The organism is Arthrobacter sp. SLBN-112 (genome assembly GCF_006715225.1).
GTDB lineage: Bacteria > Actinomycetota > Actinomycetes > Actinomycetales > Micrococcaceae > Arthrobacter.
On sequence record NZ_VFMU01000001.1, the window covers coordinates 341,615 to 364,819 of the forward strand.

Genomic DNA, 23,205 nt, shown 5'->3' on the forward strand with positions numbered 1-23,205 from the left:
TGGATGGGCTAAGTGGAAAAGGTGGGCGATTCAGCCTTGTGGAGGAAGGGATCAGCGCTCATTTCCAGGCAGGGCAGCCTGTGCTTAGCCAGCTGGCACCAGGGCCAGCAGCACCGGGACGACGCCAAGGCAAATGAAGGCGGGAAGGGAACACAGTCCCAGCGGAACCACCAGCTTCACGCCGAGCGAAGCAGCCCGCTTTTCCGCGGCCCTGAACCGTTCCCGGCGAAGCCGGGCGGCCTGTGCGTACAGGATTGCGGACGACGGCGCCCCCGTAAGTGCGGCGAAGCCCAGCGCATCCCGGAGTTCCAGGATTTCCGGGAGCCGTACGGCAGAGCTGCGCCACGCTGTTTCCCAGTCGGCACCGATGGCGAGGGCCGAGACCACAGGCCGCAGGGAGTCCCTGTATTGGGGCACGGCTGAGGCAGCCACCAGTTCCAGCGAACGCCCGATGCCGGCGCCGGCGTCGAGCATCGCCGCGACGAGTTCGAGCATCATGGCTGTATCTTTCAGTCCGCTGCCGGGCTCAACGGCCGGCCCCTCAGCGGCGGTCTGCTGCGCTCCCGCTCCGGCATGAACCAGGCGGCGGAGCCGGTGACGCGACCGGTCGGGCCCGGTACCCGCAAGCCAGACACCAGCGCCGAGCAGCAGGAACAACGCCAGGCCCGGGGCCCAACCCGGCGTCATGGCACTCCTGCCCCTGCAGCCGCAGAAACAAGCCGGGCGGACCACGCCCTCCCGGCTGCGGTAAGCAGCACGCCGCCGAACAGCGCGGCCAGCCCCAGGGGTGTTCCCAGCAGGGTGGCCAGCGGATCCACGCCCAAGGCGGCGCCCAGCCCAAGACCCATCGCCGGAAGCCAGGTCAGGAGGCGGACTGTGGCTTTGGGGCCGGCGAGAGCGGTCTGCCTGGCCGCGTCCGCATCGTCCTCCGCTTCCAGCTGGGCAGCGAACCGGGTCAGCACGTCGGCGAGCGGGCATCCGCTGGCTTCGGCGATGTCGAAGCAGGCAGCCAGCTCCGACCATGTCTTGGCTTCCCTGTCCCGGCGCGGGAACGCCATGGAAACCGCACGCCGGATGGCCTCCGAAACAGGGGCTCCGGTTGCCGCAGCCGCGCGTGCGGACGCCAGGACTGCAAGTGAACCCCCGGACAGCACCGGGGACGGGAGTGCGAGGTGCTGCCTCTGCCCATCCTCAGCGGTCCCGTACACGGTCCACAGTTCGTCCCACAGCCGCCCCGGTGTTCGTCCGCCCTTGAGCAGCGCCGCCAACTGCTGAACCACCAGGGTCAGGCCGGGTCCCCGCATCCTTGCGGTACCCCTGCCGGCCGGGCTGCCCCAGGGCAGTACCGGGTGTTTCCGGCCGCCGGGCGCCTTCGGGCTTTTGCCGCCGGCTGCGCGCAACCTGGACGCGGCATTCAGGGGCGGCTTGAGGAGCAGCACCACAGCGGCGACCAGGAGCACACAGAGGATGACCGTCACAGGATGTACCCCGGTTCCATCCCCAAACGGGCTGCCAGCGCAGGCCAGCCGGGACCCGGCACACCTGATTCTTCAACAGCCGGCACCACCGTCAAACCCTGGGTGCCGTCATGGATGAGTCCGATGCACACGACTTCCCTTCCCCGCGGCATCCTGCCCACATGGATGACAACGTCCAGGGCGCTGGCCGCTTGGAGCCGTACGGCCTCGGGTCCCAGCCCTGCGAGCGCCCCGAGGGCATTGAGCCTGGCGGGGACTGCCGCCGCCGTATTGGCGTGGATGGTGCCTCCGCCACCGCTGTGCCCTGTGTTCATCGCGGTGAGGAGCTCACGGACTTCCGCGCCCCGGCACTCGCCCACCACCAGTCTGTCCGGGCGCATGCGCAGTGCCTGCCGGACGAGTTCACCCAGATCCACTGCACCGCCGCCTTCAAGGTTTCCGTGACGTGATTCCAGGGCGACCACGTGGGGGTGGACGGGATTCAGTTCGGATGCGTCCTCGATCAGGACCAGCCGTTCCTCCGCCGAACACAGGCCCAGCAAGGTGGACAGCAGCGTGGTCTTCCCGGAACCCGTGGCCCCGCTGATCAGGAAGCTCAACCTCCTGTCCACTATTTTCTCCAGCACCCCCTGCACTCCCGGGCCGAACATTCCGCCGGACCGCAGCTCTTCCATGCTGAAGACCCGCTCCCTGCGGATCCGCACGCTCAGCAGCGTCCCGGACGTGGAAACCGGCGGCAACACGGCGTGGACACGGTAGCCGCCGGCAAGCCTGACATCGACACAGGGTGAACCGTCATCCAGGCGGCGCCCGCCTGCAGCGACAAGCCTGCAGGCCAGGGCCCGCAGCTGCCCCTCGCCGTCGAACAGGACGGGAACCCGCTCGATGCCGCGGCCACGGTCCACCCAGACGGAGCCGGGGGCGTTGACGAAGATGTCCGTGACGGCGGGGTCCCGGGTAAGCTCCTGCAACGGCCCCAGTCCGTTGAGTTCGGCGCTGATCCGCTCCACCGCGGCGAGGGAACCAGCGGTGCCCAACAGCTTGCCGGTGGCCTGGACTGCCGCCGCAACGCGTGAAGGCGTCACGGCTCCCGCCTCAGCCATCATGGACTCCCGTACGGATTCCAGGAGCCCGGAATCGACTGACCTGGCGCCGGATGTTTCCCTGCTGCGCACCGGGCGGCCGGTCTGGCCCGCTTCCAGGATGCGGGCGCTGCGCCGTGAACCCAGGCCTCCAGCCCCCGCTGCGCTGCCCATTTCCCTGGCCGGTGCCGGCGGACTTCCCGGCGCCCGCCTCATGCCATGTCTCCCACCGTCAGGTCCTCGCCAAGCCAATCAAGCACAGAGGCAGCAAAGCTCCGGATATTCCGGCGCTTCCCCAGGTCCAGCAGGCGCCCAGATTCCATGGCTCCCGCAACGGCGCGCAGTTCAGGTATCCGGCCCTGCACCGGCAGCCCTACTGCATCAGCGATCAGGGCACTGTCCAGGGCAGAGCCGGGCCGGCCCCGGACCAGCAGGGCCGCCTCCACCGGCGGAAGCTCCTGGAGCAGGCGCACCGCCGCCACTGCCGCCTTCAGCTGTGCGGGCACCACCATCAGGATCCGGTCGCAGTCCCACGCCACCGTATGGAGCGGCTCTGCACCCCTTCCCACGTCGAGCAGGACCAGTTCATAGCCACGGCGGGCAGCGTCAAGCACACCGGCTGCTGCGGCGGCGGCGACAGGAAGGGGTTGCTCCCGCGTGGCAGGCCAGGACAGGAAGGAAAAGCCTCCCGCGACCGGCAGGGAATCCGAGAGCTGGAGGGGGTCGATGCTTCCCCTGGCCTCAGCGAGGTCCGGCCATCGGAGCCCGGGGTTTTCCTCGGCGGCCAGTGCCAGCTCCAGGCCCCCTCCCCATGGGTCGCCATCAACGAGCAGGACCCGCACCCCCAGCCCTGCTGCCGCCTGCGCTATCCAGATGGCGGCAGTGGTGGCCCCGGCTCCGCCGCAACCGCCCGTGATGCCAAGGACCAGAGCGCCCGGGCCCGGCGACCGCGACCTACTCAGGTGGTCGGCCAGCCAGGCAGCAGCATCCGGCAGCACGGCAACACGTTCCGCCCCCAAGGCAGCCGCGAGGTGCCAAAGGCTGTCCCCCTCACCATCGAGGCCCACCATGACCGCAGGTGTGTGCCGCCGCGGCGGCAGTTCGCGCACGTCGCTGCCCACCAGGACGGCGGACGCCGCTTCCCAATAACGTCCAGCCTCCACGGCATCGGGCACAACGCGCAGGTGCGCACCGGCGGCTGCCACAATACGCTCGACTTCGGCCCGGAGGACGCCGGAGGAGGTCACCAACAGCACCTCGCCCGAACCGCCAGGCAAGGAATCATCAGGTTTTGCGTCGCCCGGCAGCCAGGCCGCGCTCGATGACACCCCGTCCGTTGGCCGCCAGGAAGAGCCGGGGGCCTGTCCCGGTCCGGATAGGGATGCGTTCAGCTGGTGCCTGCTCATGGAGCCACTCTGCCGCGGACACGCAATCCGGTTAAGGGAACCAACCCCGTATGTGGACAACCTGCACCAAGGACACCGCTGACCACACCACCTCAAAGGCAAAGCACACCGAACGGCAGGGCAGAATGGAAGCATGTACCTGCTGCTCGCCGCCCACCCCCATGGCGCGGCGCTCCAGGAACTGACCCAGGCGGGCCACGCCCAGCCGGCCAACCCTGAACCCCGCACCGTGGCACTCACCGACCTTGCCGCCGTCGTGCGCGATCTGGAAGTCCGGCGCCCCGGCGGCCAGCCGCCCCGCTGGATCTGGCACCGGACCCAGGACTGGTACCCCGCGCTGCTCGCGTCCGGGGTGGAGGTGGAACGCTGCTATGACCTCACCCTTTGCGGCAACATCCTGGCCTTCTCCCAGTTCAGCGCCCACACTGACTATGCCCGGAACACGGACAGGGCACCGGTGGAGGATCCGGTGCTTCCGCCAAAGGCGCTGCAGCCACCACGTCCCCCAGCGGACCAGGGCGCACTGTTCGACAACCCCGCAGCGGCACCGTCATCCGGCTGGACGCTTGAGGAGCTCCGGGCTGAATACGCGGCCCAGCAGGCTGCGCTGGCTGGCGTGGGCACGGCGGAAAACCGTCGGAACAGACTCCAGCTGCTGCTCGCGGCGGAATCCGCGGCCGCCATCGTGGCCGCGGAAATGCAGCATGCCGGCGTCCCATGGCGCGAGGACCTGCACGAACAGATCCTGGCCAGCCACCTGGGTCCCCGCCCGCCCGTAAGCCAACGCCCGGTAAAGCTGGAGGCGCTGGCTGCGGAGCTGCGCACCCTGCTCAACTCACCCGGGCTGAACCCGGATTCCCCGCAGGACCTGATGCGTGCCCTGCACCGCAACGGGATCGAGGTCAAAAGCACCCGGAAGTGGGAGCTGAGGGAGTCCAGCCATCCGGCCATCGAGCCGCTGCTGGAGTACAAGAAGCTTTCCCGCCTCCATACCGCGAACGGCTGGGCCTGGCTGGATGCGTGGGTGGACGGCGGGAGGTTCCGCCCGGAATACGTGGTGGGCGGCGTGGTGTCGGGGCGCTGGGCGTCCCGGGGTGGCGGCGCGCTGCAGATCCCCCGCCAGGTCCGCGGCGCGGTGCACGCAGACCCTGGCCACAAGCTCATCGTTGCGGATGCCTCGCAGCTGGAACCGCGCGTCCTGGCGGCCCTCGCGCAGGACTCGTCCATGGCTGAGGCGGCGCGGGACCAGGACCTGTATGCCGGGATTGCCGCCAAGGGCTTTGGCGGGGACCGCGCCAAGGCGAAGATGGCCCTGCTGGGGGCCATGTACGGGGCCACGTCCGGCGAGGCGGGGCGTCTGATGCCGCAGCTGGCACGCATCTATCCGCGCGCCGTGGACTTTGTGGAACGCGCGGCACGGACCGGTGAGGCGGGCGGGACGGTGACCACCAGGCTGGGCCGCAGCAGCCCTCCGCCGTCCGGGCAGTGGTTCCTGAGCCAGCGCTCGGCCACGGCGGAGGAGCAGCGGCGGGCAGAGTCGATCGCCCGGTCCCGCGGGCGCTTCACCCGGAACTTCGTGGTCCAGGGCTCGGCAGCGGACTGGGCGGCCTGCTGGCTTGCAGAATTACGACGGCGGCTGCGCGCCTTGCGGACGGCAGGAACCGGTGGCAGCGGCGGGGGTGTGCGGGCCGAGCTTGCCTTCTTCCTGCATGACGAGGTGATGGTGCATGCGCCGGCGGAGGGCGTCGGGGCCTGCATTGCGGCCATCGAGGAATCAGCGAAGGCTGCGAAGGAGTTGCTGTTCGGCCCCATCCCTGTGGAGTTCCCGGTGAGCATGGCCGTCGTCGACTCCTACGACCTCGCTAAATAGCAGGGCGGGGGCCAGCCATGGTTGTCTGCAACAATGCAAAGTACCCCTGGCGACGCAAAAGTAACCTACCCGGTGGTAGCTATACTCCCCCGGTGACGGACGTTACAGTCGAAGCGGCGACTGAAGCAGACCGGTCCACACGCTGATGCAACGACGCATACCAGGGAGGTCCCCGTCCATGGCGGGAAGATTTGAAATACACCGTGCAGGCGACGAGTCGTACCGGTTGAGGCTCACCGACGCCGAGGGCAACATCGTTGCGGTGTCCCCAACCTTCAAATCCCTCAGCATGCTCCGCGACGGGATCAAGGCCATGCGCGAGAATGCCGCCACCGGAATCGTGGTGGATTTGCGCCAGCAGCAGGCCTGAAAACTAGACCCCTATCGGGTGCAGCCTGGTGCGGTCCCACGGGACGGACCAGCCGAGCTGGTCGAAGAGGCCGCTCAGCACGATGCCGGTAAATCCCCACACCACCACGCCGTTGACGGTGAAGGCAGGGCTGTCGAACGTGCGGCCCGCCCGGTGGACGGTGGCCATGACCCTGTTGTCCGGGTCCAGGAGGTCCCTGACCGGGACGCGGAACACCTGGGCGGATTCGCCGTAGTCCACCACCCGGACCGGCGACGGCGAATGCCACCACCCGAGCACGGGCGTCACCAGGAAGTTGCTGTGGGCCAGGCCCAGGTCCTGGAGCGTGCCCAGGACTTCCACCCCTCCTGCGTCCAGCCCGGTTTCCTCCTCTGCTTCCCGCAGCGCAGCCGCCACCGGCGTTTCGCCCCGGTCGATGCTGCCGCCCGGGAACGCCACTTGCCCGGGATGCGAGCCCAGGGTGTGGGCGCGCTCCAGGAGCAGGACGTCCAGGTCCGCCGGCGCCAGCGGCTTTCCCGACGCCGCCGGGACATCATCAAGCACGCCGAAGAGCATCAGGACAGCGGCCCTGCGGGCACGCTCGGCGTCCACGGTCAGCGCGGCCCAGCGCGGATCAGGCGGCCCGGCCGTTCCGGATTCCGCCCGCCGGACCAGCCGGGCCAGGTCTTCGCGTGCGCTCACGGAGCCCTCGTCTGGGAAGCCATCCGGATCTCCGCGGCCCGGTGCTGTTCCGACAGGTACTGCTCCAGCAGTGCCTCGCTGCCGGGAGCAAGTTCATACTTGAGGAGCTTGGCCGCTTTGACGGGGTCGGTCTCCCCCAGCCCGTAACTGGGGCACCAGGTGGCCACGGGACAGGCCCCGCAGGCCGGCTTCCGGGCGTGGCAGACGCGGCGGCCGTGGAAGATCACGCGGTGGGACAGCATGGTCCAGTCCCTGCGCTCAAACAGCTCCGCCACGTCCTGTTCGATCTGCACCGGGTCCTCGGACTGGGTCCAGCCAAACCGCTTCGCGAGCCGGGCGAAATGCGTGTCCACGGAGATGCCCGGAACGCCGAAGGCGTTGGCGAGCACCACGTTGGCGGTCTTGCGGCCAACTCCGGGCAAGGTGACCAGATCCTCCATCCGCCCCGGGACTTCGCCATCAAAGTCGTCCACCAGGCGCGTACACAGCGCACGGACGTTACTCGCCTTGGCGCGGAAGAACCCGGTGGGCCTGAGGATAGTTTCCAGCTCCGTGGGGTCCGCCTCAGCCAGGGCCCGGGCATTGGGCCAACGCGCAAACAGCACCTTGGTGACCTGGTTGACCGTGACGTCGGTGGTCTGGGCGGACAACACGGTGGCCACCAGCAGTTCGAACGGGTTGCGGAAGTCCAGTTCCGCATGGGCGTACGGATACTTCTCGGCCAGGGCCCGGTGGATGCGCCGTGCCCGCCGCTTCAGCGCCAGGACGGATTCGGACGAGACCACGGGCATTCCCGCGGCCTGCCCGGGTTTGCTGCGGGGCCCTGCCACCGGCGTCAGCCGCGCTCGATGTTGCTGAGGTCGCGCAGGACGCCCAACCGCCCGTCCGTGTGCTGGACCAGGAATTCGTGGCCCCGGTCCTCAAGTGCCAGCACCCAACCGCCGGGTTCGATCACAAAAGCAGGCGCACCCGTCCGGGGATCATAGGCCGTGCGGTGCTGGGCGACGGCGAACCAGAATGCCTCATGGATCGGCTGTCCGTCAGCTTCGTCGTGGCGGCTGGACGGATCCACCGTTGCCCCGATCGGCTGCTCGGCCCGGACCTGCTGGTGCACGGCGGTGGCGGCCGGCGGCTCCCACGCCGCCTGTGGAGCGCCGGCTGCCGGTGCTGCTGCCTGCTGCTGCTCCTCCGCTGCCGGGGTTGGGTCAGGGCGGACGACGTCGGCTGCCTGGGTGGGCGGGCCAGCGTCCGCATGCGGTGTGCCGGCTTCCTGGTCGGAGACTTCGGGGGCCGTTGATACGGGAGCGGTTGGCGCAGGGGCGGAGGCGCCCGCTCCCGCAGCGGCCGCGCCGGCGGTGGCGGTGCCGGTGCCGGTGCCGGCAGCCGCTGCAGTGGCACCCCCGGGACCCGTCACGGGGACGGCAGCGGTAGCGGGCATGTGGGCCGAACGCGCCGGCTCATGGTTGGGGCCGGAAGATCCCGGCTGGACAGCGGAGGAACCTGCACCGGCGCCACCGAACAGGGCGCCGCCTTTGAAGCCGCCCTTTGACTGGTTGGAGCCGGCCTGGTTGGAACCGGACTCCGGCTTGGGAGCTTTGGGGGTCCGCGGCTTCCGCGCCGGGACCGCGGCCTCGCGTGCCACGATGTGGGCCGGCGATTCGGGCCGGTCCTTGAAGTCAGCCGAGAGGTACGGCAGGAAGCGGCCCAGCACGGTGGCGGCGAAAAGGATAAGCGCGCCGATCAGGCCCACCAGCAGGCTGGTGGCATACCCGCCTGCAACCGACAGGAAGAAGAAGGCAAGGGCGAAGGAGGCCACCACGGAGGCGAACTGGTCGATCGAGAGCGAACCCACCCGGATCCTGGTGGCCGGTGCCAGGCGGCGGGCGGCGAACAGTGCGCTGGCAATCAGCGGCAGGATGATGCCCAGTCCCAGGAAGAACAGGTTGTTCAGGTTCCACAGGTTGTACCTGGCGCCGAAGAGGGGAAGCAGGGACGCGACGAACAGGACCAGGGTGGCGGCGAAGACGGCAAGGTCCCGCACCGTGAACGGACCAAGCACGGCCTGGTTGGCGTTCGGGTCGGGCTTCCCGGAGGCGGCCTTCTGCCCTGCAGACTGCCCCTTGGCGGCGTTGCCGGCCGGTGTTGCGTGCCCCGATCCTCCCAGGGCGGATCCCGATCCTCCGGTTTCCGCCTTGGTGTCCGGGCCCGTTCGCTGGCCGTAGCTCTGCTGGTTCATTCTGCTCTCCTTAGCGTGGCGGCACCGGGCCCGGTCCGGACCCGAAAACTGTGCCGTCTTGACATGCGGTCCGGCCCGGCAAGGCACTGTCTGCGCCCCGCCGGGGCGGTCCGAAGTGAAGTCACAATTCCATCTCAGCCTAGTCAACGGCCAAGCTGATCACTAGCTGGAGCAGGTCTCCACGGGTGCCGGGCGAGTCATGAAGACGCCATTCACCGCATAAAAAATGCCGCTCGCGGTGGTGCATGTGACGCCGCACACAGACGATGCGCGGGAAGCATTAGGCTTGATTGCGGAACAGCTCTTTGCGGTATGCCGCCCCGGCTGAAGCCCAATGCCGTGCGAACGGCGGGCCATGCGGTGGCGGCGTCCCGCGCGGCAAAGATCGATGAATGATGAGGTTCACATGTCCCAGGACACCCCCAGCTCCACGGCCACCGTTCCGTCCGCTTCGGCCCAGCCGGCAGGACAGGAAGGCCACCAGGGCGACGCCTTCGAGAACCTGCTCAACGAGACCCGGGCTTTCCCGCCCTCCCCTGAATTCGCTGCCGACGCCGTAGTCACCGCAGCCGAGTACGACGAGGCGAATGCTGACCGGCCGGCGTTCTGGGCCAAGAAGGCACGGGAACTGCTGACCTGGAGCAAGGACTTCACGCAGGCCCTGGACTGGTCGGACCCGCCGTTCGCCAAGTGGTTCGTGGGAGGTGAGATCAACGCTGCCTACAACGCCCTGGACCGCCATGTCGAGGCCGGCAAAGGCGACCGCGTGGCCATTTACTTCGAGGGCGAGCCGGGCGACACCCGCACTTACACTTACGCCCAACTGACCGAAGAAGTGAAGAAGGCAGCCAACGCTTTCGAGTCCCTGGGCGTGGCCAAGGGTGACCGGGTTGCCGTATACCTGCCCATGATCCCGGAAGCTGTCATCACCTTGCTGGCCTGCGCACGGATCGGCGCGGTCCACTCCGTAGTCTTCGGTGGGTTCTCCGCCGACGCACTCCGGTCGCGGATCGACGACGCCGAGGCCAAGCTCGTTGTCACTGCCGACGGTACATACCGCCGCGGCAAGCCCAGCCCGCTGAAGCCGGCCGTTGACGACGCCCTGGCCCACGACGGCCACACGGTGCAGAACGTGGTGGTGGTCAAGCGCAACGGCCAGGACGTGGACTGGAAGGAAGGCCGTGACCACTGGTGGGCGGACACGGTGGAAGCCGCCTCCCCCGAGCACACTGCCGTGGGCCACGATTCGGAGCACCCCCTGTACATCCTGTACACCTCGGGCACCACCGGGAAGCCCAAGGGCATCCTGCACACCACCGGCGGCTACCTCACCCAGACCGCCTACACCCACAGGGCTGTCTTTGACCTGCATCCGGAAACGGACGTCTACTGGTGCACGGCCGACGTCGGCTGGGTCACCGGCCATTCCTACGTCGCCTACGCGCCGCTCATCAACGGGGCCACGCAGGTGATGTACGAAGGCACCCCGGACTCCCCGCACCAGGGCCGCTGGTGGGAGATCGTGGAAAAGTACAAGGTCTCCATCCTCTACACCGCCCCCACCGCCATTCGCACCTTCATGAAGTGGGGCGCGGAGATCCCGGCGAAGTACGACCTCTCCTCCCTGCGGGTACTGGGTTCGGTGGGCGAGCCCATCAATCCCGAGGCATGGATGTGGTACCGCAAGGTGATCGGCGGCGACAAGGCACCCATCGTGGACACTTGGTGGCAGACCGAAACGGGCGCACAGATGATCGCCCCGCTCCCCGGCGTCACCGCCACCAAGCCTGGCTCGGCGCAGGTTCCGCTGCCCGGCATCGCGGTGGACGTCGTGGATGAGATGGGCGAATCGGTCCCCAACGGCCACGGCGGCTTCCTGGTCATCCGTGAACCCTGGCCGGCCATGCTGCGCGGCATCTGGGGGGACCCGCAGCGGTTCAAGGACACTTACTGGTCCCGCTTCGAGAACATGTACTTCGCCGGTGACGGTGCCAAGAAGGACGAAGACGGCGACATCTGGCTGCTGGGCCGCGTGGACGACGTCATGAACGTCTCCGGGCACCGGCTCTCCACCACCGAAATCGAATCCGCACTGGTCTCCCACCCTGCCGTGGCGGAGGCCGCCGTGGTGGGCGCCACGGACGAAACCACCGGGCAGGCCGTGGTGGCGTTCGTCATCCTCCGCGGTGATGCGGTGAACAACGGTGACACCACCGTCCAGGAACTGCGCAACCACGTGGGCAAGGAGATTGGGCCCATCGCCAAGCCCAAGAACATCCTTGTGGTGCCGGAGCTGCCCAAGACCCGCTCCGGCAAGATCATGCGCCGCCTCCTCAAGGACGTGGCCGAGGGCCGCGACCCCGGCGACGCCACCACGCTCTCCGATCCCACCATCATGCAGCAGATCGCCCAGTCGCTGCGGAAATAGCGGCATCAGTAAGACGACGGCGCTGCCCAGCCTGGGCGGCGCCGTCGCCGTATGCTGGGAGCAACCCTGTTACCCGCGATGAAGGAATCCGCCCACATGCTTGCAGCTGCCCGCCACCAGGCCATTGTGGATGCTGTTCAACGCGAGCGGGTGGTGCGGGTGTCGGACCTGGCCGCGCAGCTGGGTGTCTCGCTGATGACGGTGCGGCGGGATATTGAGCAGCTTGAAGAGGGCGGGAAACTGGAACGCATCCACGGCGGTGCGAAACTTCCCGGGGATGCCAGTGCCCATGAGCCCGGTTTCGAGCTGAAGTCCACGCAGCTGACGGCGGAGAAGCGGGCCATCGCCGTGGAGGCGGCGGCCCTGGTCCACGAGGGCATGGCGGTTGGTCTGAGCGCAGGCACCACCACGTGGGCTCTGGCCAAGGAATTGGCCGGAGGGCCGCGGATCACGGTGGTGACCAACTCGGTCAGGATCGCGGACCTCTTCCACCACGCTGCCTCGTCGGGATCAGCCCTCTACGCCTCAACGGTGATCCTGGTGGGCGGCGAGCGCACGCCTTCGGACGCCTTGGTGGGGCCAATCGCCACGGGCGCCCTCAAGCAGCTGCACCTTGATGTCCTGTTCCTGGGCGTCCACGGAATGGATGCCGACGCCGGGTTCACCACACCCAACCTGCTCGAGGCCGAAACCGACCGGGCCTTCGTGGCAGCCTCCCGAAAGACTGTGGTGCTGGCCGACCACACCAAGTGGGGAATGCTGGGCATCAGTTCCATCGCCGCCCTGGATGACGTGGATGAGGTCATCAGCGACGCCGGACTCAGCGAGGAGGCCCGGCGGATCCTGCAGGAGCGGGCCAAGCTGCGTATCGCCTCTGCCTAGTACAGGTTCTTCAGGCGGAGCCGCGCCACATGACGGTCGTCTGCAGGACGCGCGGCGTGCCCGGAAGCCCCTGGAGCTGCGCCAGGACCAGTTCAGCGGCTGTGCTTCCCAGCAGATCGGCCGGCTGGCGCACGGTGGAAAGCTGGGGCCGGCACCGAAGCGCCCAGCTGCTGTCGTCGAATCCGACAATCCCCACGTCTTCCGGCACACGCCGCCCCGCCTCCTGGAGCGCCGTCATCGCTCCGGCCGCAACGGCGTCGGAGGCTGCAAATACACCGTCGATCTCCGGAACCCTGCGGAGCAGTTCCTGCATTCCCTCGAAACCGGCGGCGTAGGTATACAGCGGATACTCCACCACCAACTGCTGATCAAAGCGACGGCCCATGGCGGCCTGGAAACCGGCCAGGCGATCCTTTCCGGAGTCACGGTCCAGCGCACTGGCAATCATGCCGACGCGTTTACGCCCTGTCTCCAGCAGCCTGCCGGTGATGTTCCGCGCTGCCTCCACATTGTCAATGGCGGCGTAGGGCAGCTCCGGGGTTCCTTCAGGATGACCCACAAACGCGGCCGGCAGACCGATCTCCGCGATGGCTGCCGCGATGGGGTCGGAGGCGCGGGCAGAGATGATGACGGCACCATCAACAAGACCGCCGCGCAGGTAGTCCGCAACCCTGCGGCTGTCACGGTCTGAATCGATGATCAACGAAACCAACTGGTAATCAGCCTTGGACAGCACTTCATTGGCCCCGAGCAGGATGGAACCGATGTTGGGATCCTCGAACAAAAGCGAGTGGGGTTCGTGGATGATCAGCCCAATGGCCCGGGACTCCTGCGTGACCAGGTTCCGCGCCGCGTTGTTGCGAACGTACCCTACCCGGGCGATCGCTTCTTCTACGGCTTGTTTGGCCTCGTCGGAGACGTATCTTTCCCCGTTCATGACGCGTGAAACGGTCCCCCTGGAAAGCCCGGCAGCGTCCGCGACATCATTGATGGTTGCGCGGCGGGCACGGGTGCGTGTCAGCGACATATTTGTACTGTAGCGGAGTCTGGACCGCGCGCATCTTCACCCAAGCGTTGACAGAGGGTTGGCCCCGCGCGTAGTCTGTGAACGTTCCCAGATGACCTGCATCACTAAGCATGCGTTATGTCTGGGAACGTTCACAGAGATCGTTGAGACAACAGCGTCCGAGAGCCGGTTCAGTCCGCCGCCTTGCACGCCTGCTGCAAGCCGAAGGAGCCGGGTTGAGCCCCAACAGAACCCCAGTAGCCCAGCTGTCCGGGAATGGACAGCTTATATACGGCTGTGATTACAACCCCGAACAGTGGGACCGCTCCGTGTGGCAGGAAGACGTCCGCCTCATGAAAGAGGCGGGGGTGAACCTCGTTGCAGTAAACATCTTCGGCTGGGCTGAGCTGGAGCCCTCCCCCGGCCGCTACTCCTTTGAACGCCTGGACGAAGTGCTTGACCTGCTTCACGCCAACGGCATCGGAGCCAACCTGGGCACCGGGACCTCCTCTACCCCTGCCTGGCTGACGAAGATGCATCCGGAAATCCTCCCGGAATCTGCAGCGGGCGTCCTGGCGTGGCCTGGAGGGAGGCAAGCATGGTGCCCCAGTTCGCCCCGATACCGCGAGCATGCCCTCCGGCTTGTCACCGAAGTAGTCCAGCGCTACGGCTCGCACCCGGCAACCCGGCTGTGGCATGTATCAAACGAATTGGGCTGCCATAACGCCCTCTGCTACTGCGACGTCTCCGCCGCCGCGTTCCGCCGCTGGCTGGTTGTCCGTTACGGCACCCTGGAGGCACTCAACAGCGCCTGGGGCACCACCTTCTGGTCGCAGCGCTACTCTGCGTGGGAGCAAATCCTGCCGCCGAGAGCCACCGTGTCCACCAACAACCCCACCCAGGTACTGGATTTTCACCGCTTCAGCTCCGACGAACTGCTCGGCTACTACCAGGCCGAGGCGGACCTGCTGAGGAAGTACAGCAGCGTCCCTGTCACCACCAATTTCATGGTCGCTGCCCACATCCGCAACCAGGACTACTGGTCCTGGGCACCGCACATGGACGTCATCGCCAACGACCACTACCTCGACCACCGGCTTGACGACCCCAAAGTCGAGCTCGCCTTTGCCGCCGACACCACCCGTGGACTTGCCCAGGGGCAGCCGTGGCTGCTGATGGAGCATTCCACCTCAGCAGTGAACTGGCAGCCCCGCAACATCGCCAAGACCCCCGGCGAAATGCTCCGCAACTCCCTGACCCACCTGGCCCGCGGAGCGGACGGGCTCTGCTTCTTCCAGTGGCGGGCTTCGGTGCAAGGCAGTGAGAAGTTCCACTCGGCGATGCTCCCCCACGCCGGAACAGACTCGCGCATCTGGCGGGAAGTCAAGGAGCTCGGCCACATCCTCGAGAACCTCGCGGAGGTAGCCGGCACCACCGTGAAGGCCGAAGCCGCATTGGTTTTCAGTTGGGAAGCATGGTGGGCCTACGACCAGGAGTCGCACCCGTCCTCAGACGTGCGGTACCTGGACCAGGTGCATTCCCTCTACAAAGCGCTCTGGGAAAGCGGCATCACAGTGGACGTCGTGGCACCGGGTTCCGATCTCTCCGGCTACAAGGCGGCGTTCGTTCCGGGGCTTTACCTCGTCCGGCACCAGGAGTCCGCAGCCCTGGCAGACTTCGTGAGCAACGGAGGCCATGCCGTTGTCACCTTCTTCAGCGGCATTGTCGACGAGAACGACAAAGTACTGACCGGCGGCTACCCGGGTGCGTTCCGGGACCTGCTCGGCGTCCGCTCCGAGGAATTCCTCCCCATGCCGCCCGGGCAGCTCCTGCCGCTGGATACCGGGGGCACGGCCTCCCTGTGGGCTGAGGCCCTGCGCTTGGAGGGCGCGGAAGCGAAGGCGTCTTTCACCGAAGGCCACCTCGCCGGAACGCCCGCAGTCACCCGCAACCGGCACGGCGCCGGAAACGCCTGGTACATCGGAACCGTGCTCGATCCCCAATCCCTCCGCGAGGTTGTGGCCGGAGCCGCCGCTGAAGCCGGTGTCGCTGCGCAGGCAACCACCGCAGGCCTGGAAGTCGTCACCAGGTCAGCTGCGGGGCGCACTTACACCTTCCTGATCAATCACTCCGACGAAGAGCACAAACACCCAGGGCACGGCTACGAACTCATCGTGGGGGAAGAAGTCTCCACCGCCGTCGTCATTCCTGCCGGCACCGTACGCGTTGTCCGCAGCTCCACCTCAGCACCCCAAACCACTGGCCGCATCACCGGCCTTAAGGAAGATGAAAGTGACTAGACAAACTACAGTTCCGGCAATAGCCACGGGGGCGCCCACAATTCGGAAACGGGCGACTTCCTCGGCCCAGCGACGCGCCGTCCTCCTGTTCGTTGCGCCGTTTGGTGTTCTTTTCCTCGCTTTCTACGCGGTGCCGATCATCTTTGCCGTGGTGCAGTCCCTGCTGACGGTTGAGCGCAAGGGCACGTTTGGACCTCCCCAGCAGGTCTTCGGTGGATTCATCCAGTACCAGCAGGTGTTCCAGAACACCGAATTCTGGGAATCGGTGGGGCGCGTGCTGCTTTTCGGAGTGGTGCAGGTGCCCATCATGCTTGGCCTTGCCCTCCTGTTTGCCCTGCTGCTTGACTCGCCCCTGCTCAAGGGAAAGAAGTTCTTCCGGTTGGCTTTCTTCGCCCCGTACGCCGTCCCGGGCGTTATCGCCGCCATCATGTGGGGCTTCCTCTATTCACCGTCGCTTTCGCCGTTCGGTGCCGTCACCTCACAGGTGAATTTCCTCTCCGCTGACCTGGTCCTGTGGGCCATCGCAAACATCGTGACGTGGGTGTATGTCGGCTACAACATGCTGATCATCTACTCGTCCCTGCTTGCCATTCCCACCGAGATCTATGAAGCAGCAAGGCTGGACGGTGCCAGCAACCTCCAGATCGCCTGGCGGATCAAGATCCCGCTCGTGGTACCGGCCATCATCCTCACCGGGGTGTTTTCCATCATCGGCACGCTCCAACTCCTTGCCGAACCGCAAACCCTCCGCAGCTTCAGCTCGGCCATCAGCAGCACGTTCACGCCGAACCTCGCCGTGTACACAACCGCGTCGGTCCCGAACTACAGCTTGGCAGCAGCGTTCTCCGTGGTGCTGGCGCTGGCCACATTCGTTCTTTCCTTCGTCTTCCTCAAGGCCACCCAGCGGAAGGTTTCCCAGTGAGCGCAGCAACAGCCACCACCACAACCAAGTCCGCACCAGTGACAGCCACTCCGAGAGGACCGCGGCACAGCATCATGTCCCGTGGAGCGGCGATGCTCATCATGGGTGTCTTCACCCTGTACTTCCTCACCCCCATCTGGTGGCTGCTGGTCTCCTCCTCCAAAACCGGAGGGGACATCACCGGCACGGCGCCGCTCTGGTTCACTGCGGACTCCTTCCCCACGTTCTTTGCAAACCTGGGCAACCTCTTCACGTACAGCGACGGGGTCTTCGGACGCTGGCTGGCGAACAGCGCGCTCTACGCCGGGCTAGGCGCCCTGGTTGGCACCGTCATTGCAGCCATGTGCGGTTATGCACTGGCCAAGTACGAGTTCCGCGGCCGGGAGGCGATCTTCAACGTGGTGCTCAGCGGGGTCCTGGTTCCCGCCACAGCCCTGGCCCTCCCCCTGTTCCTGATCTTCAGCCAAGTGAAATTGACCAACACCCTCTGGGCCGTTTTCCTGCCCAGCCTGGTCAGCCCCTTCGGCGTCTACCTTGCGCGGATCTATGCCGCTGCAAGCGTCCCCACGGAACTGCTGGAGGCTGCCCGCCTCGATGGTTCCTCGGAGGCCAGGACATTCTTCACCGTTTCCACCCGCCTCATGGCCCCGGCCCTGGTGACCATCTTCCTGTTCCAGTTCGTCGCCATCTGGAACAACTTCTTCCTCCCCCTGATCATGCTGCGTGACCAGGCCCTGTTCCCGGTCACGCTGGGGCTCTACGCGTGGAACAGCCAGATCAGCCAGATTCCGGAGCTTCGGGTCCTGGTCATTGTCGGCGCCCTGGTGTCGATCCTTCCGCTCATCGCAACGTTCCTCGGGCTGCAGCGCTTCTGGAGCAGCGGCCTGGGTGCCGGAAGCGTCAAATAGCTCCTTCAATTCATCTCCCTTGGTACCGGGCACCCCGTCCCGGTACCCCACCCTCAAATAAGGAATAGAAATGCGCGTGCGTTACGGAAAAGCCACTGCCGCCTTTGCCATTGTCTCGGCGCTGTCCCTTGCGGGCTGCTCAAGCGGCGAAAGCACTTCTGCCACGCAGGACACCAACTCCTGCAAGCCCTCGTCCGGGCCCGTCGAACTGAGCTTCACCACCTGGGTCCCGGGCATGGACAAGGTTGTTGACCTGTGGAACAAAGACCACCCCGACATCAAGGTGAAGGTCCAGACCGGCCCGAACGGCAACTCCGGCACCTACCAGAACTTCTTCAACCAGCTTCAGGCGGGCAACGCCCCGGACCTGGGACAGATCGAATACGATGCCCTGCCGAACTTCCGTGTGCAGGACGGGCTGGAGAACCTTGCGGCCTGCGAAGGCGTGGCGGACGCAAAGGACAAGTTCGTGGACTGGACCTGGGGCCAGGTCACGTTCGGTGAAGACAAGTCCGTCTACGCGATCCCGCAGGACAGCGGCCCCATGGCCATGTTCTACCGGGCTGACCTCTTCAAGGAGGCCGGCATCAAGGTCCCAACAACCTGGGACGAATATGCGGCAGCGGCGGAGCAGATCAAGGCCCGCGGCTCGTACATCACCAATTTCCCCCGCAGTGACGTCAACTGGTTTGCCGGAAACGTGTGGCAGGCCGGGGGACAGTGGTTCTCGAATGCCAATGACAAGTGGGAAGTAAACCTCACCGGCAAGGAATCCGAGAAGGTGGCCAACTACTGGCAGAAGCTGCTGGACAAGGGCCAGGTATCCACGCTGCCCTCCTTCTCCGATGAGTGGAACGCCTCCTTCAACAAGGGCCAGCAGTGGACCTGGGTCTCTGCGGTCTGGGGCGCTTCAACCCTTGCCAGCGGCGCCCCGGATACGGCCGGTAAATGGGCGGTTGCCCCCATGCCGCAGTGGGAAGCCGGTGGAAAGGCTGCCGGCAACTGGGGAGGTTCCTCCACTGCAGTGCTGAAGGGCTCCAAGCACCCGCATGAGGCTTCCAAATTTGCCCTGTGGCTGAACACCGATCCCGAGGCGCTGGCGCTGGCCAACAAGTTGGGCGGCCTTTACCCGGCGGCGAAGTCGGCCAAGGACCTGGATGCCTTCTCGGGCGGAGTGGACTACTTCGGCGGCCAAAAGATCTACGACGTGTTTGCTGAAGCGTCCTCCAACGTGAACCCGAACTTCACCTGGGGCCCCACCATGACCAAGACCTACACCGACGTTTCGGACGGTTTCGGCAAGGCAACCGGCGGCAGCGGCACGCTGCTGGACGCTCTGTCGAACGGGCAGAAGAAGACCATCGAAGCCCTGAAGTCGCAGTCCATCCCCGTCAAGGAGTGACTGCCGGTATAACCTCCCGGCAGTAAAGGTCACCACCTCAGCCGCGCGCGGGGGTGGTGACCTGTCTTGGTAAGTCGGCCGGCACAACCGGTTTTCGTAAAAGGAGAAGATATGGATCCCCTGCACCTCCGTTCCGCCGGTACCAGCCTGGTGATCAGCTTCGACAGCGGAGAAGCCGAGATCATCCATTGGGGCGCGGATCTTGGCAGCACGCTCCCGGATCTCGCCATCCTGGGCGAGCCAGTTCCCCACTCCGCCATCGATGCCACCGTGCCGGCCGGCCTCCTGCCCCAGGCCTCCTCCAGCTGGCGGGGCCGCCCGGGCCTGCGCGGGCAACGCATGGCCGACGGCGTCCCGGGACTCGACTTCTCACCGCGCCTTCGCATCGTGGCAGCGCGCGCAGACGGCACCACGGCGGTCATCACCCAGGCCGACACCGACGCCGGCATCAGCGTCTCGTCTTCCCTGACCCTCCACCACGGCGGCCTGCTGGAACTCCGCCACACCGTCACCAATGACGGCACCACCCCTTACCAGCTGGACGAGCTGGCCACCATCCTCCCCGTGGCCCCGGACGCCGCCGAACTCCTCGACCTGACCGGCCGCTGGTGCCGGGAAAACCACCCGCAGCGCCGCGCCATCCAGCAGGGCACCTGGGTACGGACCGGCCGGCACGGCCGCACCGGCCACGATTCATCGCTGCTGCTCGCCGCCGGCACCCCCGGTTTCGGCAACCGCCACGGCAAGGTGTGGGCCACCCACCTGGCATGGAGCGGCAACCACGAGCAGTTCACGGACACCATTGGCGACGGCCGCACCATGATCGGCGGATCCGAACTTCTGGGACCGGCCGAAGTCATCCTCGGTCCAGGTGCCAGCTACACCACCCCCGCCCTGTTCGCCGCCTACTCGGACCGCGGCCTGGACGGTATCAGCGAGGCCTTCTACAGCTGGTTCCGGTCCCGCCCCCATCACGTGCTGCCGGCCGCATCAACCGGCATGCCCGCCGGAAAGCCCCGCCCGGTGGTGCTGAACACTTGGGAGGCCGTGTACTTTGACCACAACCTGGACACGCTGATCGAGCTGGCAGAATCCGCCGCTGATCTTGGCGTGGAACGTTTCGTGCTCGACGACGGCTGGTTCCGCGGCCGCCGCGACGACCACGCCGGCCTGGGCGACTGGTACGTGGACGAGACCCTGTGGCCCCAGGGCCTGACCCCGCTGATCGACGCCGTCACCTCCCGCGGCATGGAGTTCGGGCTGTGGGTGGAGCCGGAGATGGTGAACCTGGACTCGGACATCGCCCGCGCACACCCGGACTGGATTGTTGGCCCGTCTGCTACAGCCCACAAGGACGGGGGCCGGCTGCCCCTGGAATGGCGCAACCAGCACATCATCGACCTGGTGAACCCGGAGGCCTGGCAGTACATCTACGACCGGATCCACGCGCTGCTCGCGGAAAACAACATCAGCTACCTCAAGTGGGACCAGAACCGGGATCTGACGGAGCACGGCCACGCCGGCCGCCCCTCCGTCCACGAGCAGACCTTGGCCGCGTACCATCTGTTCGACGAGCTCAAGAAGGCACATCCCGGCGTCGAAATTGAAAGCTGCTCCTCCGGCGGTGCGCGGGTGGACCTGGGCATCCTGGAACGGACGGACCGGATCTGGGCGTCGGACTGCAATGATGCGCTGGAGCGGCAGACCATCCAGCGCTGGACCGGTGCCGTGGTCCCGCCGGAACTGGTGGGCAGCCACGTTGGTCCCACCACATCCCACACCACTGCCCGCACGCACGATCTGTCCTTCCGTGCCATCACCGCCCTCTTTGGCCACTTCGGCATGGAGTGGGACATCCGCGGCGTGCAGGGCAGGGAGCGTGAGGAACTGCGGCGCTTCGTGGGGCTGTACAAGGAACACCGGGACCTGATCCACAGCGGCCGCCGGGTCAATGCCGATGTCATGGACGAAGCGTTTCTGCTGCACGGCGTGATCGCAGACGGAGACGTTGCGGAAGGCACGACGGCGGCCCTGTTCGCCCTGGTCAGCACGAGCACCTCCGCCGCCGAGCAACCGGGACGGATCGGCATTCCCGGTCTGGATGCCGACCGCAGCTACCGGGTTGACGCCGTCTTCCCCACGGAGGCCGACGCCGACTACGGGCATACCTTCACACAGACACAGCCGCCGACGTGGCTGTCCGCCGGCGCCGTGGCCAACGGCCGCTTCCTGGCCGAAGTGGGCCTCCCCATGCCCATCCTGAACCCCGAGCATGCCCTGCTGCTGAAGGTGACCGCTCTCTAAACCCGCGTTAAACCCCCATCGATTGCTCCCCACCGGCTCCCAGCCTTCGCAAGCTCAGGCCGGGGCCCTCGCCGGCGTGGGCCCCGTACTTGCCGTTTTGACCGCCCAAAACGGCAAGTACGGAGCAGTCGATGGGGTGGGTGGGCGTAAGAATACGCGGCGGGCAGCGTCAACCGATAGATTTGCAGGCATGACTGAACCCTCCTCCACTGTCGAAACCGGCCGCGGCACCATCCTGGTCATCAATGGCCCCAACCTGAACCTGCTGGGTACGCGGGAGCCGGAGAAGTACGGTTCGTCTTCCCTGGCTGATGTGGAGGAGCTGGCCGTTTCCGCCGGAGAGCAGCACGGCTTCGCAGTGGAGTGCGTCCAGTCCAACCACGAAGGCGTCCTGCTGGACACCATCCACGCCGCCCGGCAGAACGCCGCGGGCATTGTCCTCAACGCGGGCGCCTTCACGCACACGTCCGTGGCACTTCGTGACGCCCTGGCCGCCGTGCAGCTGCCCGCCGTCGAGGTTCACATCACCAACGTGCACCAGCGGGAGGAATTCCGGCACCACTCATACCTGTCGCCGGTCTGTGCGGCGGTGATTGTTGGTGCCGGAGTGTTCGGTTACAAACTCGCCATCGACTACCTGGCCGAGGTCCTGTAGCCGCGAGGCGCTATTTTTGGATGCACTGGCCGGAGGAAACGGGCGCGGACAACGCGGGTGCCCGCTCCGCCACAGGGTCAAGGTCGTTCATGGTGATGGCGAACCCCACCTCTGCATCGGAGGTTGCCTTTGCGAAGATCACGCCGGCAACCTGGCCGTCGGTGGTGAGCAACGGGCCGCCGGAATTTCCCGGCTGCACATCGCCGGCCAGGCGGTAGATGTCCTCCGGCGAGGGGTTGTTTCCATAGATGTCCGGGACCAGGACAGTGGCGATATCCTGCACCGTGGCGGGCTTGGACTGGAAAGGTCCGCCGTGCGGGTACCCGGCGAACGCGGCCTGGCTGCCGCCGGGCAGGTCGCGGCTCAGCGGCAGCGGCTGGGACGGCAGGTTGTCCACGGCAAGGACCGCCAGGTCCCGCTTGGTATCGAAGTAGACCACACGCCCTGGCATCGCACCGCCGTCGGACATCTCTACCACCGGCTGCGACACGCCCGCAACCACGTGCGCATTGGTCACCACCCGGTCCTGAGAAACCACGAAGCCGCTGCCGGTCTGGTTCTGTCCGCATTCGTACGCGGTGCCGGCGATCCTGAGGACCGACTGTGCCGCTTTGTTAAGCGCCGGCGTATTGGTGCTGGTGTTGGGCACCTGGACTGTCTGGCCCTGGTCCAGCCCTTCGATCAGCGTAGGGATGCCGTTGCCGATCACCGTGGAGCGCAGCTGCGCCATGGTGGCCTTGACGGGTGTCGGAGTAAGCCCGTCGATAAAGCGGATCACCTTGGACTCTGCGAGCTGCTGGGACACCACCGGCACGCCGAGGGAGCTGACGCTGAAGGCCAGCATGGACATCACCAGAGCCGAGACCACGAGGTTCAGCGCACCGCCAACCAGCCGGTCCACCGCACGCAGCGGCCGGATCCGCACCACGCCGCGGAGCTGGCGCCCCACCATGGTGCCCAGCCCGTGCCCCAAGGCCATCAGGACGACGGCGGCAGCGATGATGGCGGTAAGCCTCCATCCGGAGTCCTCGACGAAGGTGCTGACGAGGGGGACGGCAAAGAAGGCGGCAATGGCACCTGCAGCAAACCCTGCAAGGCCACCGGCCGTGACCAGGAACCCGTTGCGGAGGCCATAGACCAGGTATGACAGCAGCGCCAGGATCAGGACGATGTCCAGGACAGTCAGGCCGACCACAAAGGCTCCTTATTAACAGTTGAATCCCCATTCTAGTGGCGGACACTGACAAACTTCCGCGGCCTGCGGCGCCGTCCGGC

At 66.6% G+C, this 23,205-nt stretch carries 19 protein-coding genes; 10 read left to right on the forward strand and 9 right to left on the reverse strand.

Annotated features, from left to right (window positions below; translation table 11 throughout):
* Positions 1–84 precede the first annotated feature (84 nt).
* Genes FBY33_RS01660 through ssd form a run of 4 tightly spaced genes read right to left on the reverse strand, consistent with a single transcriptional unit; the run spans position 85 to position 3,966 of the window.
* The gene (locus FBY33_RS01660; RefSeq protein ID WP_142029008.1) at positions 85–687 is read right to left on the reverse strand and encodes a type II secretion system F family protein; all 603 of its coding nucleotides are present in this window, start codon (positions 685–687) and stop codon (positions 85–87) included.
* Positions 684–1,478, reverse strand: coding sequence for a type II secretion system F family protein (locus tag FBY33_RS01665; protein WP_142029009.1), 795 nt, complete (start codon positions 1,476–1,478; stop codon positions 684–686). Before FBY33_RS01665 ends, FBY33_RS01660 begins: the two co-directional genes overlap by 4 nt.
* Positions 1,475–2,734, reverse strand: coding sequence for a TadA family conjugal transfer-associated ATPase (locus tag FBY33_RS01670; RefSeq protein ID WP_442858307.1), 1,260 nt, complete (start codon positions 2,732–2,734; stop codon positions 1,475–1,477). Before FBY33_RS01670 ends, FBY33_RS01665 begins: the two co-directional genes overlap by 4 nt.
* 38 nt (positions 2,735–2,772) lie before the next feature.
* On the reverse strand, positions 2,773–3,966 hold the full coding sequence (gene ssd, locus FBY33_RS01675) for a septum site-determining protein Ssd (RefSeq protein WP_442858308.1): 1,194 nt from the start codon (positions 3,964–3,966) through the stop codon (positions 2,773–2,775).
* 133 nt (positions 3,967–4,099) lie between these two features.
* Between ssd and FBY33_RS01680 the strand changes: the two genes are divergently transcribed.
* Both FBY33_RS01680 and FBY33_RS01685 read left to right on the forward strand, forming a co-directional pair.
* Positions 4,100–5,836: a bifunctional 3'-5' exonuclease/DNA polymerase gene (locus FBY33_RS01680; RefSeq protein ID WP_142029010.1), complete on the forward strand. Its 1,737-nt coding sequence runs from the start codon at positions 4,100–4,102 to the stop codon at positions 5,834–5,836.
* Between the two features lie 178 nt (positions 5,837–6,014).
* The gene (locus tag FBY33_RS01685) at positions 6,015–6,206 is read left to right on the forward strand and encodes a YegP family protein (RefSeq protein WP_082566611.1); all 192 of its coding nucleotides are present in this window, start codon (positions 6,015–6,017) and stop codon (positions 6,204–6,206) included.
* Positions 6,207–6,209: 3 nt separating this feature from the next.
* Here FBY33_RS01685 and FBY33_RS01690 read toward each other — a convergent pair whose 3' ends face one another.
* Genes FBY33_RS01690 through FBY33_RS01700 form a run of 3 tightly spaced genes read right to left on the reverse strand, consistent with a single transcriptional unit; the run spans position 6,210 to position 9,123 of the window.
* Positions 6,210–6,887 (reverse strand): NUDIX hydrolase, encoded by a 678-nt coding sequence (locus FBY33_RS01690; protein ID WP_142029011.1) that lies wholly within the window; start codon positions 6,885–6,887, stop codon positions 6,210–6,212.
* Positions 6,884–7,678, reverse strand: a complete 795-nt coding sequence (gene nth, locus FBY33_RS01695; RefSeq protein WP_142029012.1) for an endonuclease III — start codon at positions 7,676–7,678, stop codon at positions 6,884–6,886. Before nth ends, FBY33_RS01690 begins: the two co-directional genes overlap by 4 nt.
* A 44-nt stretch (positions 7,679–7,722) precedes the next feature.
* A complete protein-coding gene (locus FBY33_RS01700; protein ID WP_142029013.1) occupies positions 7,723–9,123 on the reverse strand; it encodes a hypothetical protein in 1,401 nt (466 codons plus the stop codon).
* Positions 9,124–9,529: 406 nt separating this feature from the next.
* Here FBY33_RS01700 and acs point away from each other — a divergent pair, with 406 nt between their 5' ends.
* Positions 9,530–11,551, forward strand: coding sequence for an acetate--CoA ligase (acs, locus tag FBY33_RS01705; protein WP_142029014.1), 2,022 nt, complete (start codon positions 9,530–9,532; stop codon positions 11,549–11,551).
* A 96-nt stretch (positions 11,552–11,647) separates the two neighbouring features.
* Positions 11,648–12,433 (forward strand): DeoR/GlpR family DNA-binding transcription regulator, encoded by a 786-nt coding sequence (locus tag FBY33_RS01710; RefSeq protein ID WP_142029015.1) that lies wholly within the window; start codon positions 11,648–11,650, stop codon positions 12,431–12,433.
* Positions 12,434–12,443: 10 nt separating this feature from the next.
* On the opposite strand, the gene FBY33_RS01715 is transcribed toward FBY33_RS01710, so the two are convergent.
* The gene (locus FBY33_RS01715) at positions 12,444–13,460 is read right to left on the reverse strand and encodes a LacI family DNA-binding transcriptional regulator (protein ID WP_142029016.1); all 1,017 of its coding nucleotides are present in this window, start codon (positions 13,458–13,460) and stop codon (positions 12,444–12,446) included.
* Positions 13,461–13,675: 215 nt separating this feature from the next.
* On the opposite strand from FBY33_RS01715, the gene FBY33_RS01720 reads away from it, so the two are divergent.
* The 6 genes from FBY33_RS01720 (at position 13,676) to aroQ (ending at position 21,930) form a co-directional block, all read left to right on the forward strand.
* Complete coding sequence (locus FBY33_RS01720; protein ID WP_142029017.1) at positions 13,676–15,739, forward strand: beta-galactosidase; 2,064 nt, start codon at positions 13,676–13,678, stop codon at positions 15,737–15,739.
* Positions 15,726–16,661: a carbohydrate ABC transporter permease gene (locus FBY33_RS01725; protein ID WP_142029018.1), complete on the forward strand. Its 936-nt coding sequence runs from the start codon at positions 15,726–15,728 to the stop codon at positions 16,659–16,661. Before FBY33_RS01720 ends, FBY33_RS01725 begins: the two co-directional genes overlap by 14 nt.
* Positions 16,662–16,735: 74 nt before the next feature.
* Positions 16,736–17,569 carry a carbohydrate ABC transporter permease gene (locus FBY33_RS01730; protein WP_142032439.1) on the forward strand — a complete coding sequence of 278 codons (834 nt, stop codon included), beginning with the start codon at positions 16,736–16,738 and terminating at the stop codon, positions 17,567–17,569.
* A gap of 70 nt (positions 17,570–17,639) precedes the next feature.
* Entirely contained in the window at positions 17,640–18,971 is a 1,332-nt protein-coding gene (locus tag FBY33_RS01735) for an ABC transporter substrate-binding protein (protein ID WP_142029019.1), read from the forward strand.
* 111 nt (positions 18,972–19,082) lie between these two features.
* On the forward strand, positions 19,083–21,275 hold the full coding sequence (locus FBY33_RS01740) for an alpha-galactosidase (protein ID WP_142029020.1): 2,193 nt from the start codon (positions 19,083–19,085) through the stop codon (positions 21,273–21,275).
* Between the two features lie 190 nt (positions 21,276–21,465).
* Positions 21,466–21,930, forward strand: coding sequence for a type II 3-dehydroquinate dehydratase (gene aroQ / locus FBY33_RS01745; protein WP_142029021.1), 465 nt, complete (start codon positions 21,466–21,468; stop codon positions 21,928–21,930).
* A gap of 10 nt (positions 21,931–21,940) precedes the next feature.
* Here aroQ and FBY33_RS01750 read toward each other — a convergent pair whose 3' ends face one another.
* Positions 21,941–23,125, reverse strand: a complete 1,185-nt coding sequence (locus FBY33_RS01750; protein WP_142029022.1) for a MarP family serine protease — start codon at positions 23,123–23,125, stop codon at positions 21,941–21,943.
* Between the last annotated feature and the right edge of the window lie 80 nt (positions 23,126–23,205).

Excerpts from the sequence above, each read along its gene's own strand:
- FBY33_RS01660 (WP_142029008.1), bottom strand. The coding sequence starts at position 687 with ATGACGCCGGGTTGGGCCCCGGGCCTGGCGTTGTTCCTGCTGCTCGGC.
- FBY33_RS01670 (WP_442858307.1), bottom strand. The coding sequence starts at position 2,734 with ATGGGCAGCGCAGCGGGGGCTGGAGGCCTGGGTTCACGGCGCAGCGCC.
- ssd (WP_442858308.1), bottom strand. The coding sequence starts at position 3,966 with ATGAGCAGGCACCAGCTGAACGCATCCCTATCCGGACCGGGACAGGCC.
- FBY33_RS01680 (WP_142029010.1), top strand. The coding sequence starts at position 4,100 with ATGTACCTGCTGCTCGCCGCCCACCCCCATGGCGCGGCGCTCCAGGAA.
- FBY33_RS01685 (WP_082566611.1), top strand. The coding sequence starts at position 6,015 with ATGGCGGGAAGATTTGAAATACACCGTGCAGGCGACGAGTCGTACCGG.
- nth (WP_142029012.1), bottom strand. The coding sequence starts at position 7,678 with ATGCCCGTGGTCTCGTCCGAATCCGTCCTGGCGCTGAAGCGGCGGGCA.
- FBY33_RS01700 (WP_142029013.1), bottom strand. The coding sequence starts at position 9,123 with ATGAACCAGCAGAGCTACGGCCAGCGAACGGGCCCGGACACCAAGGCG.
- acs (WP_142029014.1), top strand. The coding sequence starts at position 9,530 with ATGTCCCAGGACACCCCCAGCTCCACGGCCACCGTTCCGTCCGCTTCG.
- FBY33_RS01710 (WP_142029015.1), top strand. The coding sequence starts at position 11,648 with ATGCTTGCAGCTGCCCGCCACCAGGCCATTGTGGATGCTGTTCAACGC.
- FBY33_RS01715 (WP_142029016.1), bottom strand. The coding sequence starts at position 13,460 with ATGTCGCTGACACGCACCCGTGCCCGCCGCGCAACCATCAATGATGTC.
- FBY33_RS01725 (WP_142029018.1), top strand. The coding sequence starts at position 15,726 with ATGAAAGTGACTAGACAAACTACAGTTCCGGCAATAGCCACGGGGGCG.
- FBY33_RS01730 (WP_142032439.1), top strand. The coding sequence starts at position 16,736 with ATGTCCCGTGGAGCGGCGATGCTCATCATGGGTGTCTTCACCCTGTAC.
- FBY33_RS01735 (WP_142029019.1), top strand. The coding sequence starts at position 17,640 with ATGCGCGTGCGTTACGGAAAAGCCACTGCCGCCTTTGCCATTGTCTCG.
- FBY33_RS01740 (WP_142029020.1), top strand. The coding sequence starts at position 19,083 with ATGGATCCCCTGCACCTCCGTTCCGCCGGTACCAGCCTGGTGATCAGC.
- aroQ (WP_142029021.1), top strand. The coding sequence starts at position 21,466 with ATGACTGAACCCTCCTCCACTGTCGAAACCGGCCGCGGCACCATCCTG.